The 12,019-nt window shown below is 59.3% G+C and carries 11 protein-coding genes and 2 tRNA genes; 5 read left to right on the forward strand and 8 right to left on the reverse strand.

Annotated features, from left to right (window positions below; genetic code table 11):
- Positions 1–4 precede the first annotated feature (4 nt).
- The 4 genes from AAE484_RS12810 to ectA all read right to left on the reverse strand — a co-directional run bounded on the left by AAE484_RS12810 (position 5) and on the right by ectA (position 3,380).
- A complete protein-coding gene (locus AAE484_RS12810) occupies positions 5–913 on the reverse strand; it encodes a CDC27 family protein (protein ID WP_341938798.1) in 909 nt (302 codons plus the stop codon).
- The gene (locus AAE484_RS12815; RefSeq protein ID WP_341938799.1) at positions 901–2,337 is read right to left on the reverse strand and encodes an aspartate kinase; all 1,437 of its coding nucleotides are present in this window, start codon (positions 2,335–2,337) and stop codon (positions 901–903) included. The genes AAE484_RS12810 and AAE484_RS12815 overlap by 13 nt, the downstream gene beginning before the upstream one ends.
- Before the next feature lie 85 nt (positions 2,338–2,422).
- The gene (locus tag AAE484_RS12820) at positions 2,423–2,821 is read right to left on the reverse strand and encodes an ectoine synthase (RefSeq protein WP_341938800.1); all 399 of its coding nucleotides are present in this window, start codon (positions 2,819–2,821) and stop codon (positions 2,423–2,425) included.
- 37 nt (positions 2,822–2,858) lie between these two features.
- Positions 2,859–3,380, reverse strand: a complete 522-nt coding sequence (gene ectA / locus AAE484_RS12825; protein ID WP_341938801.1) for a diaminobutyrate acetyltransferase — start codon at positions 3,378–3,380, stop codon at positions 2,859–2,861.
- Between the two features lie 301 nt (positions 3,381–3,681).
- On the opposite strand from ectA, the gene AAE484_RS12830 reads away from it, so the two are divergent.
- The 4 genes from AAE484_RS12830 to AAE484_RS12845 all read left to right on the forward strand — a co-directional run bounded on the left by AAE484_RS12830 (position 3,682) and on the right by AAE484_RS12845 (position 5,180).
- Positions 3,682–4,185 (forward strand): MarR family winged helix-turn-helix transcriptional regulator, encoded by a 504-nt coding sequence (locus tag AAE484_RS12830; protein ID WP_341938869.1) that lies wholly within the window; start codon positions 3,682–3,684, stop codon positions 4,183–4,185.
- Between the two features lie 154 nt (positions 4,186–4,339).
- Positions 4,340–4,909 (forward strand): CDP-diacylglycerol--glycerol-3-phosphate 3-phosphatidyltransferase, encoded by a 570-nt coding sequence (pgsA, locus tag AAE484_RS12835; RefSeq protein ID WP_341938802.1) that lies wholly within the window; start codon positions 4,340–4,342, stop codon positions 4,907–4,909.
- A gap of 91 nt (positions 4,910–5,000) precedes the next feature.
- Positions 5,001–5,074: transfer RNA gene (locus tag AAE484_RS12840), tRNA-Cys, on the forward strand.
- 18 nt (positions 5,075–5,092) lie between these two features.
- Positions 5,093–5,180: transfer RNA gene (locus AAE484_RS12845), tRNA-Leu, on the forward strand.
- A 202-nt stretch (positions 5,181–5,382) separates the two neighbouring features.
- On the opposite strand, the gene uvrC is transcribed toward AAE484_RS12845, so the two are convergent.
- From uvrC to uvrB, 4 genes are all read right to left on the reverse strand, one after another.
- Entirely contained in the window at positions 5,383–7,215 is a 1,833-nt protein-coding gene (gene uvrC / locus AAE484_RS12850) for an excinuclease ABC subunit UvrC (RefSeq protein WP_341938803.1), read from the reverse strand.
- A gap of 248 nt (positions 7,216–7,463) precedes the next feature.
- The gene (locus tag AAE484_RS12855) at positions 7,464–8,099 is read right to left on the reverse strand and encodes a response regulator (RefSeq protein WP_445928857.1); all 636 of its coding nucleotides are present in this window, start codon (positions 8,097–8,099) and stop codon (positions 7,464–7,466) included.
- Positions 8,100–8,269: 170 nt separating this feature from the next.
- Positions 8,270–8,914 carry an alpha-ketoglutarate-dependent dioxygenase AlkB family protein gene (locus tag AAE484_RS12860; RefSeq protein ID WP_341938805.1) on the reverse strand — a complete coding sequence of 215 codons (645 nt, stop codon included), beginning with the start codon at positions 8,912–8,914 and terminating at the stop codon, positions 8,270–8,272.
- Entirely contained in the window at positions 8,914–10,923 is a 2,010-nt protein-coding gene (uvrB, locus tag AAE484_RS12865; RefSeq protein WP_341938806.1) for an excinuclease ABC subunit UvrB, read from the reverse strand. Before uvrB ends, AAE484_RS12860 begins: the two co-directional genes overlap by 1 nt.
- Before the next feature lie 228 nt (positions 10,924–11,151).
- On the opposite strand from uvrB, the gene AAE484_RS12870 reads away from it, so the two are divergent.
- Positions 11,152–11,997 carry a fructosamine kinase family protein gene (locus tag AAE484_RS12870; RefSeq protein WP_341938807.1) on the forward strand — a complete coding sequence of 282 codons (846 nt, stop codon included), beginning with the start codon at positions 11,152–11,154 and terminating at the stop codon, positions 11,995–11,997.
- Positions 11,998–12,019 lie beyond the last annotated feature (22 nt).

A 12,019-nucleotide genomic window follows, 5' to 3' on the forward strand; every position in this document is an offset into this window, starting at 1 on the left:
AAGCTCAGCTGTTATCACCCTTGGGTTCTTCGGCCAGGGGTTGGCCGAGCAGCTCCCTGAACGCCGGCAGATCGTGCAGTGGGAAGAGTGCGGGGTCTTCCATCACCGCGTCCCGATAGCTCTCGGCGCGCCTGAGTGCCTCGCCCAGAAAGTGGACGGCGTCATCGTAGTGATGCAGGGTGGTGTGGGCACAGGCCAGCTGATAAAACGCATTAGCGTTATCGGAATCAATGGCCAGCGCCTGCTGACACAGGTTGACCGCCCACTGCGGCTCACCCAACTCCAGAACCACATCGGCCTTGTAGGCCAAGGCCTCACAATCCTCGGGCTTCATCAGCAGAATCTGATCGTAGATGGCGATCTTGTTGGCGGGCGTGTGCTCCAGATTGGCGCGCAACCAGAGCGAATGCAGCTCCTGCGTGCGCTCAATCTCTTCCCGATTGGCATCAATATGCTGCGTTTTCTGTGTCAGCTGCTTTTCAATGCCCCGCAGGCGGACCTCGTAGGCATTGACCAGCTTGCCGACTTCCTCATCCGCCAGGTGACTCATCTTTTCCTTGATGTCGCGAATGGAATTCCACCCCAGAAGCACCAGAATGGAGCTCACCGCTGCAATCAGATAGAAAAAATAGGTCACCGTGTTGGTGGCGTAGGTCACTCCGCGATCAATGGAGGAAATCTCTCGATCCACCACCTGCTGGATCAGATCCGCCCGCTGGTTGGACAGATCCACCCGCAGTTGTTTCAGCTCATCGAGCATGTAGCGCTCAATGAACGGGTTGTACATGGGTTCCTGCAGCTTGTCGATCTCTTCGGCCACGCGCTGTCGGCCCGCGTCCGGCTCTTCATCGCCGAACGCGGACCCGACAGGCAGTAGCATCATAAACGTCGTCAGCAGAGCTAGGCGGCGCATATGGCGTCACCGTGGTCATGTACTTCTACCAGGCAACGGTGCAGGCTCTGCACAGCGAGCTCATAGTCGTCCTCGTCGATAATAAACTGCATATCCACCTGACGGATCGACTGATGCATCGCCAATACGCTGATATTGGCTGACGACAGTGCCGAGACGGTTTTGGCCAACATGCCGGGCACCTTCATGTCACTGCCAATGGCGGAGACGACGGCGACCTTGCGCACGTCAATTTCCGCATCCGGGTACTTCTCTTCCAGAATATTACGGATCCGGTTGACGGTTTTCAGGTTGCCCGAGACATAGTGCACGATGGTGTTGGCATTGATGTCTTTGCTCACCACGTGCGCCTTGAAGCGTGAAATCTCATGCAGAATACCCGAGTCGTACTTCTCGATGTTACCCATCATGTCCTGGTCGAACAACTCGATGGCGTACAGACGCTTGCGACCGGCAATGATCTCCACGCAGGGCTTCTCGCTTACGTAATCGCCAGTGATCAGCGTACCCGCGTGATCCGGATCAAAGGTGTTTTTCACCCGCAGGGCAATACCACTCTGACGCAGGCCTTTGGCGGCGCGGGGGTGAATGGCTTCCATCCCCAGGTTGGCCAGCTGGTCCGCCACGTCATAGTTGGTGCGACCAATGGGAACCACTTTGTCGGCACCGACAAGACGGGGGTCCGCACTGCTCAGGTGGAACTCCTTGTGAATGATCGCTTCGTGAGCACCGGTCAAAACCGCGATGCGGCTGAAGGTCATCTCACTGTAGCCACGGTCAAAGCTGGCCATCAGGCCCTCTTTACAGTGGGTGTAGCCGGTGACAATGGGGATCTCTTTGGCGAAGTCGATACCCTCAAAGCACTTGCGGATCATCTCATCCAGCGGCAGCGCGCCGTCGGCTTTCCAGCCGGACAGGTCGACAAACCGGGCATTGACACCATCGCGCTGGAGCAGTCGGGCCATGTTCCAGGCGCTGTGCGCCTCGCCGATGCTGGCGAGCATTTCGCGCACGGTGAACAGGTGCGCGTTCAGCTCAAAGTGACCGTGCTGACACAGACGCTGCAGGTCGGTCAGGCAGCGCTCGGCATCATCGAGGCGCAGCTTGATGTAATCGTCCGCCTCCTTGAGGAGCTCGGTATCGGCAAAGTACATTTTGTTGATTTCATGCACCTTCTTGCGCACCGCATCAAAGGCTTCCATCCAGGGGTCGTCGTCATTGGTGCTGGAAAACAGACCGTAAACACCCGGTTGACCGTTCTTTTTGTTCTCCAACAGCAGATCGGTCAGGCCGCCATAGGCGGAAACCACAAAGATGCGGTTATACAGATCTTCGTCTCTACCGTTCTTGAGCACGACATTGTCGCGCACGGCCTCGTACTCACTCATTGAAGTACCGCCGATTTTCTCTACGGTATGTGACATAGTTCCTCCATTTTGGACTTAATAATCCGGTCGTGTCTGTTTCTGTGAACATTGACGACCGGGTCGACCTACCAAGCGCTTCCGATCAGTCGGACACTTCGTCGCCGGTCAATTCATAGGCGCCTTCGGCGTTGTGCTTCTCGTTGCCATGCAGCGGCGGATTGAAAACACAGGCCATCTTCATCTCTTCAAAGCCACGCAGAATGTGCTTGTCGTGTTTGTCCAGGATGTAAATGGTGCCCGGCTCGATGGGGTAAACCTTGCCATCATCCAGGGTTTCCACCTCACCCTTGCCGCTGATGCAGTACACAGACTCCAGGTGGTTCTGGTAATGCAGATGCAGTTCGGCACCGCGGTAAATCGTGGTGATATGGAATGAAAATCCCATATTGTCGTTTTTCAGTAGCAGCCGGGTGCTGTCGAAACCGGTGGATTCGATTTTGCGGCTGGACTTTTCAGCGTCTTGTAATTTGCGGACGATCATATGCTACTCCAATAGTCTGTTAATCGATCATTAAGGGTTAAACTTCCGAGCCCCGCTCAACGTGAAAGGGGCCAATGATCAGCAGGTGCTCATCGTCGTGCTGACCGCCAAAATGCGTGTCCTTCTCGAAATAAACTTCGCTGTCCAGCTCGGTATCCAGGTCCCGCGCCAGGCTGCGGAACAGCCCCCAGGACGCTTCGTTATCGGGGGTGATGGTGGTCTCGATATAGCGTACATCGACACAGGCCTCACGCTCCAGCAGGTGCTTGAGCATGCGCTTGGCCAGGCCCTTGCCCCGCGCCTCGCTCGAGATGACGATCTGCCACACAAAGAGCGTGTCCGGCTTGTTGGGGAGGACGTAACCGGAGACAAAACCCACCAGCTGCTCGCCATCAAACACCGCCACACCGGTGTCGGCGAAGTGGGAGCACTGCAGCAGATTGCAATAGATGGAATTGGGGTCCAGGGGCGGGCTGTCGGCAATCAGGCGATGGAGGGGGTACCCCATTTCGGCCGTGGGGCGACGAAACTCCAGATTGTCTGAGGGTTTGTCGTTCATATCAGATCCTTCACCAAGTAAAAACATTATAGGGTCTATGGGTGCAAACCCCAACACATCAAGTCTAGCAGGCCTTTCAAGACCCATCAGAAACCACTCAATGTTGCTTTGAGTTGAAATAATTAGGGAACTAAAGATATATCTATAGTACACTAAGGTTTATGACGAGTCCAGCACACCACTGACAAACCGGAATTGTTAAGGAGCCATCAACATGACCGACCAGAACACCGACGCGCCCCACTCCGAGGCCACCTGCCTGGCCTCCAAAGCGGAGCAGAATCGCGCTGTTTTCAAAGCCATGAGCACTTCCGACAAGATCGAGCAGGTGCTGGTTTCCCTGCGCCGGGTCATCCGCGCCACCGACCTGCACTCCAAACAGCTGGTCAAGACCATGAGCGTGACCGGCCCCCAGTTGCTGCTGCTGCAGATCGTGCAGAACAAGGGGGAGATGACCATCAGCGATCTGGCCAAGGACATGAGCCTGAGCCAGGCGACGGTCACCACCATTCTGGACCGCCTGCAGAAACGCGAGCTGGTGGAGCGGGTCCGCTCCGAGACCGACAAGCGCAAGGTCCACCCCAGGCTGACCTCTCACGGGCGCAAGATACTGGAAAATGCCCCGACCGCCCTGCAGGACAATTTTGTCCGCCGGTTCCGGGAGCTGGATGAGTGGGAACAGAGCATGATCCTGGCCTCACTGCAGCGGGTGGCAGAGATGATGGACGCCAAGGATATTGACGCCTCTCCTTTCCTGGACATCGGTGCTCTCGATCGGGCCATTCCCGAGCGCCCGACCCCCTGACATCCCGGGCGCCGGCTCCCGGGGTGCCGAGTCGTTTTTCGGGCTGGCCAGCGGTCTCTGACGGCTGTATCATTCGCCCATCACAACGATGTGCCCAGCGGCCTCCGCCACTGTGGTCCGCCCCGACAACCAGCCTCAGAGACAGACCCGCTCCATGACCCTGGCGAACCAACTGACACTCGTACGCATCGTCTTCATCCCACTGTTCGTGGTGGTGTTCTACCTGCCCTTTGGCTGGGCGCATTTCGTCTCGGCCCTGATTTTCAGTGTCGCGGCCATCACCGACTGGGCCGACGGCTATGTCGCACGCAAATACCATCAGAGCACCCCGTTTGGCGCCTTTCTCGATCCGGTAGCCGACAAGCTGATGGTGGTCATCGCCCTGGTGCTGCTGGTAGGCCTGCACCAGTCCCCTTGGTTCAGCGCTGCGGCCATTGTCATTGTGGGTCGTGAAATCGTGATCTCCGCCCTGCGCGAGTGGATGGCGGAGCTGGGTCAACGCGCCAGCGTCGCGGTCTCCTATATCGGAAAAATCAAAACCACCATGCAGATGACCGCCCTGATCGTCCTGCTGGCGGACATTCCGCTGCTGCTCTGGGTGGGCTACATCGCCCTCTACGGCGCGGCCGGCCTCACCCTCTGGTCCATGATCCTCTACCTGCGCGCCGCCTGGCCCTATATGCGCGCCACCGCGACTCCCGAGGACGAGCCGGAGGAGCCATAAATCGGCTTGAGCCACAAGAATTTCGGGATAAGTGCCAGAAAACCCTAGGATTTTTCAGCCGATTCCGATAGAATTCGGCCCTCTTCAATAAGGCGCGATAGCAAAGCGGTTATGCCCCGGATTGCAAATCCGGTTAGGCCGGTTCGACTCCGGCTCGCGCCTCCACTTTTACACCTTCCCTTAGCCCGGGTGGTGGAATAGGTAGACACAGCAGACTTAAAATCTGCCGGCTATCGCAGCTGTGCCGGTTCAAGTCCGGCTCCGGGCACCATATCCCTATTTCGGTAAACGGCGGATGCGCCTTAGGCTTATCCGCCCTACAGCTACTCCGTGCCACGGTCTCCCGTAGGGCGGATAAGCGTCAAGCGCATCCGCCATAAGGTCAAAAATGGCACGGTGGTTTCGCTGGGCGGATCGGTCCGACGCTTCGGAACTGTATGCGCATCCGCCGATGCCCAACCGCCGCACCCCCCTCAACCACTATGAAAATGCTCATAAATCTCCTCCGCCAAGCGGCGGCTGATGCTGGGTACCTTGCTCAAATCCGCCACACTCGCCTTCTGCACCTCCTGCAGACCGCCAAAATAGCGCAATAACTCCCGCCGCCGACCGGCGCCGATGCCGGGCACATCTTCCAGGGTCGAGGTGCGACGCTTCTTGTCGCGCCGGGCGCGGTGCCCGGTGATGGCGAAACGGTGGGCCTCGTCGCGAATGTGCTGAATCAGGTGCAGCGCCGAGGAATCGCCCGGCATGACGATCTCCTCATCGGTTTCATCCCAATAGAGCGTTTCAAAGCCGGCCTTGCGGGTCGAGCCCTTGGCCACACCCAGCAGCGGCACGTCATTGACCCCCAGCTCCGCCAACACTTCGCGCACCTTCCCCAACTGCCCCTTGCCACCATCGATCAGCAGAATATCGGGCAACTTGCCCTCGCCTTTCTGAAGACGGGTATAGCGCCGCTGCAGGGCCTGGGCCATGGCCGCGTAATCGTCACCCGGCGTGATCCCCTCGATATTGAACCGGCGATAATCGGACTTGAGCGGCCCGTTGGTATCGAACACCACGCAGGAAGCCTGGGTCAGCTCACCACTGCTGTGGCTGATATCAAAGCACTCCAGCCGCTGGGGCATTTCATCCAGACCCAGCGCATCCTGCAGCGCCAGAAAGCGGTCCATGCTGTTCTGACGGCTGTTCACCCGGCTGGCCAGGTTCTGCTGCGCGGCGGTCGCAGCCATCTGCAACCACTGGGCGCGGTGGCTACGCACCTTGTCGGTCAAGTGAATCTGGCGGTTGGACGCCTGACGCAAGGCATCCACCAGCACCTCGGCACTCTCGACCGGGTGACTCACCACAATTTCCCGTGGAATCTCCCGGCCTTCGCTCGCCAGATAAAACTGCGGCAGAAACTCGCTCAACACTTCGCTTTCCGAATCCGCCAGGCTGGCCTTGGGATAGAAGCTCCGGCTGCCCAGAATCCGGCCGCGCCGGACAAACAGCACATGTACGCAGATCAATCCGGCCTGCAGCACCACCGCAATCACATCCAGGTCGCCACTACCCTCCTCCATCAGCTGCTGCGACTGGATGGCGCGCAGCGCGGTAATCTGATCGCGAATCGCCGCCGCCCGCTCAAACTCCAGCGCTACCGAGGCCGCCTCCATCTGGTCCGCCAGCTCGCGCATCAGCTCATCGCTCTCGCCCCGGAGGAACATGCGGGTATGGCGCACATCGCTGGCGTAATCCTCGGCGCTGATGTAGTCGACACAGGGAGCGGTGCAGCGACCGATCTGGTACTGCAGGCAGGGGCGCGAACGGTTTCTGAACACACTGTCTTCACACTGGCGCACCATGAAGGTTTTCTGCAGAAAATTCATGCTGTCGCGCACCGCGCCCACATTGGGGTAAGGGCCAAAGTATTCACCGCGCTTTTTCTTGGAGCCCCGGTGAAAGCTGATGCGTGGAAAGGTGTCGTTGCTGGACAGAAAAATATAGGGGTAGGACTTATCGTCCCGCAGCAGAATATTGTAGGGCGGACGATTGGACTTGATCAGGTTCTGTTCAAGAATCAGCGCTTCGGTTTCGCTGCCAGTGACCGTGACATCAATCTGCTGGATTTTGGCCACCAGCGCGGCCGTTTTCGGGGAGAGCCCGGTCGGACGGAAATAGCTCGCGAGGCGTTTTTTCAGATTTTTGGCTTTGCCCACATACAACAGACCACCCTGCGCATCGTACATCTGGTAAATGCCGGGTTGCTGGGTGGTGTTGGCGAGAAAGCGCTTGTGGTCAAATACGTCGGGGGCAGTCATGGGGGGCAAGAATACCAGATTTGGATGTAGGGTGGGCTCCGCCCACCAGAAGACCATGGTGGGGAAACCCCATCCTACCGACGGCGGAAAAACCCCACCGTAGGGTGGGCTCCGCCCACCAGAAGACCATGGTGGGGAAACCCCACCCTACCGGCGGCGGAAAAACCCCACCGTAGGGTGGGCTCCGCCCACCACCACCCCGAAAAACGAACGGTGGGCAGAGCCCACCCTACTCATTTTGGTGGTGGCTATACCACCGCTTCCGGATCCAGGAAATCGTGTTTTACTGCCAGCAGGGTCAACTCCACATCGCTGTTGATATCGAGCTTCTCGAAAATGCGATAGCGGTAGCTGTTCACAGTCTTGGGGCTGACACAGAAAGTATCGGCAATGTCCTGCACCTTCTGGCCGTTGGCGATCAACATGGCGGTCTGCAGCTCCCGCTGGGACAGCTTTTCAAACGGCGAGCTGGACTCCCCCTCCCCGCCAAAATTCTTCAGGGCCAGCTGCTGGGCGATGCTGTTGCTCATGTACAGGTCGCCGCGAATCACCTTGTTGATGGCATCGGTGATTTCGGTAAACTCCGCGCCCTTGGTCACATAGCCCACCGCACCGGCCTGCATCAAGCGCGTCGGATAAAGGCTGTCGTCACAGGCGGTGACGGCAATGATCTTCATCTCGGGATTGACCTGGCGCAGGCGCCGGGTCGCCTCAAGACCACCCATACCGGGCATTTTCACATCCATCAGCACCACATTGGGCGCCAACTGTCGGGCCTTGGAAACGGCCTCTTCTCCACTTTTGGCGTCGCCGACCACTTCAAAACCGTCCACGTCCGCCAGCATTCTCACGATGCCCATGCGTACCAGGTCGTGGTCGTCCACAACGAGAATCTTTGTCAACTTTAGCCCCCAACTGGCTCTTGCCAGTGTGTTCCGCTTGTTCTTATTGAATCGACTGCGTCGCAATGGGAGCAGGCGTGAAGGAACTGGCCACACGCCCGCTCCCTCGATGACTGTCAGTCTTCTCCATTAAACGTATGATAATTCAAAGCTCAACGTTCGAACACCGTTCGAAACGTCAGATTAATTCGTGGGCCGACCGCCCGCGCGGTCTTGCCCAATTGATGCTGCCAGTGGTGCTGCGTCGTCCCCGCCATGATCAACAGGGATCCAGCCGGCAAATCCAGGCGCACCGGCGACAGGTCCCGTCGCGTTTTATGCCGCAGGGAAAACCGCCGCTCGGCGCCGAGACTGAGCGAGGCAATCACCGGGTTGCGCCCCAGCTCGGGCTCATCGTCACTGTGCCAGGCCACGCTGTCCTGACCATTCCGGTAAAGATTGGCCAAGACGCTATTAAAGGTCAAGCCCTCTCGCGCCTTTAACTCACCGTTTATCGCTTTGAGCGTGGGCGTCCAGGGCTCCGGGTCGAACTGGACGCCAGAATAACGATAACGGCGACCGGGGTCACCATACCAGATATCCAGTCGGGGCACGGCAACCACCTTTCCGTGCATACGGATGTGGGATTGTTGCCAGGCCAGCTCCTCTTTGAGGCGCGCGAACAGCTCGGTCGCCACCTCCTCCGACCACCAGTGTCGATACAGTCGGACATCGCCGTCCTCGCGGATCAGCTGTTCCGGCTGGTCCGGTGCGGATTCACCGCCAAACAGGGACGATTGAGTGCCCGGCTCCACCATCACGCAGCGCCAAGATGCTTCAGCTTCTGAATCTGGTCGCGCAGACGGGCCGCCTCCTCGAACTCCAGATCCTTGGCCGCCTGATGCATGGCATTCTCGAGGCGTGCCACCGCCTTCATGACATCGCCATCGGTGGCTTCAATTTCATAGCGGGCCCGCTTCTCGGCCACCGCCGCCTTGCGCTGGGCTCGGCCGCCGGAGCCCGGCACCGGCCCGGCTTCCATGATGTCGGTCACGCTCTTGCGGATGCCAATCGGGGTAATGCCGTGCTCTTCGTTGTGCGCCAGCTGCTTGGTCCGACGCCGTTCGGTTTCGTCCAGGGCCCGCTGCATGGAGCCGGTCACCCGATCCGCGTACAGGATCGCCCGACCGTTGAGGTTACGGGCCGCCCGGCCGATGGTCTGGATCAGCGAGCGCTCGGAGCGCAGGAAGCCCTCCTTGTCCGCGTCCAGAATCGCCACCAGCGAGACTTCGGGCATATCCAGGCCCTCGCGCAGCAGGTTGATGCCCACCAGCACGTCAAATTCGCCCAGGCGCAGATCGCGGATGATCTCCACCCGCTCGACCGTATCGATATCCGAGTGCAGGTAGCGTACCCGCACTCCGTGCTCGGCCAGATACTCGGTCAGATCCTCGGCCATGCGCTTGGTCAGCACCGTGAGCAGAATCCGCTCGTCCAGATCCACCCGCAGCCGGATTTCCGAGAGCACATCATCCACCTGGGTCGTGGCCGGGCGTACCTCAATCATCGGATCCACCAGACCGGTGGGCCGCACCACCTGCTCCAGCACCTGTCCGGAGTGCTCCTGCTCATAGGGTCCCGGAGTGGCCGAGACAAAAATCATCTGGGGCGCCAGCCGCTCCCACTCCTCGAACCGCATGGGCCGGTTATCCAGCGCCGAGGGCAGCCGGAAGCCATACTCCACCAGGGTTTCCTTGCGCGAGCGGTCGCCCTTGTACATGGCGCCGATCTGGGGAATGGTCGCGTGGGATTCGTCCACGATCAGCAGCGCTTCATCGGGTAGATAGTCAAACAGCGTGGGTGGCGGCATGCCCGGCTCGCGCCCCGACAGATAGCGTGAATAGTTCTCCACGCCGTTGCAGTAGCCCAGCTCCTGCATCATCTCCAGGTCATAGCGGGTGCGCTGCTCCAGCCGCTGAGCCTCCACCAGCTTGTGATTGTCCCGCAGCTGCTTGAGGCGCTCTTCCAGCTCCACCTTGATGTGCTCAATGGCATCCACAATGGTGCTGCGCGGCGTCACATAGTGGGATTTGGGGTAAATCGTGGCCCGGGCCACCTTGCCCTGCACTTCGCCCGTGAGCGGGTCAAAAATGGAGATCTGTTCAATCTCGTCATCAAACAGTTCGACCCGGATCGCCTCGTATTCCGAATCGGCCGGGTAAATATCAATCACATCGCCGCGCACCCGGTAGGTGGCACGCTGAAAGTCGGTATCGTTGCGCGTGTACTGCAGTTCGGCCAGGCGCCGCAGGATCTGGCGCTGGTCCACGTTGTCACCGCGCACCAGGTGCAGCACCATCTTCAGGTAGGAATCCGGATCACCCAGGCCGTAGATGGCGGAGACCGTCGCCACGACAATGGCGTCCTTGCGCTCCATCAACGCCTTGGTGGCGGACAGGCGCATCTGCTCGATATGCTCGTTGACGGAGGCGTCCTTCTCGATGAAGGTATCGGACGAGGGCACATAGGCCTCCGGCTGGTAATAGTCGTAGTAGGAGACGAAGTATTCCACCGCATTATTGGGGAAAAACTCCTTGAACTCGCCGTACAGCTGGGCCGCGAGTGTTTTGTTGTGTGCCATAATCAAGGTAGGCCGCTGCACGGAGGCGATCACATTGGCCATGGTGAAGGTCTTGCCGGAACCGGTCACCCCGAGCAGGGTCTGGTGCGCGAGACCGGCGTCGATCCCCTTCACCAGGCCGGCAATTGCCTTGGGCTGATCGCCGGCGGGTTGAAAATTGCTCTGAACCACAAACTTCTTGGACATGGAGACGGGATACCTTGATGATCGGAATCGAAGCAGAAGACGAACAGGGCATTGTAAACCCTGCCCGCACCAGAGTGTAGGGTGGGCTCCGCCCACCAAAAAACAAGGTGGGGAAACCCCACCCTACGATTGGCCCCGGTGGGGAAACCCCACCCTACGGATGATGGGCTCCGCCCACCATTGACAACAAAATGACCCGAATGTACCAACGAACGGACCCGACGGATCATGAACGACGTAAAACAGTGGCTCAAAAGCACCTTTAACACCGACATCGACCGGCGCGACGTACTGGCCGGGGGTGACATCTGCCAGACCGAACGGATCGTCACCACCGACGGCCGCGCCCTGTGCGTCAAGCAACAACCCGAAGCGCCCAGTGATTTTTTCCCCGCCGAGGCCGCCGGCCTCGCCGCCCTGCGCGACAGCCGGACCCTTCGGGTTCCGGAGGTCTACGCCGCCGAGCCGGCCTTCATCGCCATGGAATACATCGAGGCGGGCCGTCGCCGCCCGGACTACTGGGAGCAGCTGGGGCACGGCCTGGCCGAGCTTCACAACCAGCCCGCCCCCGCCTTCGGCTTCACCCGGGACAACTATTGCGGCACCAACCGGCAACCCAACCCCCGCAGCGACAAGGGGCACTCATTCTATATCGACCAGCGGCTGCTCTATCAGGGCGAGCTGGCCGAGGAGGCCGGGCATTTGACCCAGAGCGAATTCGAACAGCTGGAGCGGCTCTGTCAGCGTTTGCCGGAGTTGATTCCCGAGCAGTCGCCGGCCCTGCTGCACGGTGACCTCTGGGCGGGCAACATTCACAACGATGAACAGGGCGCGCCCGTGCTGATCGACCCCGCCTGTTACTGGGGCTGGCCCGAAGCCGAAATCGCCATGACCCGACTGTTCGGTGGCTTTGGTCCCCACTTCTATGCGAGCTACCAGGAGGTTCATCCGCTGGAGCCGGGCTGGCAGGAACGGGTACCGCTGCACAACCTTTACCACCTGCTGAACCACCTGAACCTGTTTGGCAGCAGCTATCATCCCCAGGTAATTCAGATACTTGAGAGATACAGTTAAAGTCCATTAGTTAAAGTGAAAT

This window comes from Marinimicrobium sp. C2-29 (genome assembly GCF_038419845.1).
Classification (GTDB): domain Bacteria; phylum Pseudomonadota; class Gammaproteobacteria; order Pseudomonadales; family Cellvibrionaceae; genus Marinimicrobium.

Excerpts from the sequence above, each read along its gene's own strand:
- AAE484_RS12815 (WP_341938799.1), bottom strand. The coding sequence starts at position 2,337 with ATGTCACATACCGTAGAGAAAATCGGCGGTACTTCAATGAGTGAGTAC.
- ectA (WP_341938801.1), bottom strand. The coding sequence starts at position 3,380 with ATGAACGACAAACCCTCAGACAATCTGGAGTTTCGTCGCCCCACGGCC.
- AAE484_RS12810 (WP_341938798.1), bottom strand. The coding sequence starts at position 913 with ATGCGCCGCCTAGCTCTGCTGACGACGTTTATGATGCTACTGCCTGTC.
- uvrC (WP_341938803.1), bottom strand. The coding sequence starts at position 7,215 with ATGACTGCCCCCGACGTATTTGACCACAAGCGCTTTCTCGCCAACACC.
- AAE484_RS12830 (WP_341938869.1), top strand. The coding sequence starts at position 3,682 with ATGAGCACTTCCGACAAGATCGAGCAGGTGCTGGTTTCCCTGCGCCGG.
- pgsA (WP_341938802.1), top strand. The coding sequence starts at position 4,340 with ATGACCCTGGCGAACCAACTGACACTCGTACGCATCGTCTTCATCCCA.
- AAE484_RS12820 (WP_341938800.1), bottom strand. The coding sequence starts at position 2,821 with ATGATCGTCCGCAAATTACAAGACGCTGAAAAGTCCAGCCGCAAAATC.
- uvrB (WP_341938806.1), bottom strand. The coding sequence starts at position 10,923 with ATGTCCAAGAAGTTTGTGGTTCAGAGCAATTTTCAACCCGCCGGCGAT.
- AAE484_RS12860 (WP_341938805.1), bottom strand. The coding sequence starts at position 8,914 with ATGGTGGAGCCGGGCACTCAATCGTCCCTGTTTGGCGGTGAATCCGCA.
- AAE484_RS12870 (WP_341938807.1), top strand. The coding sequence starts at position 11,152 with ATGAACGACGTAAAACAGTGGCTCAAAAGCACCTTTAACACCGACATC.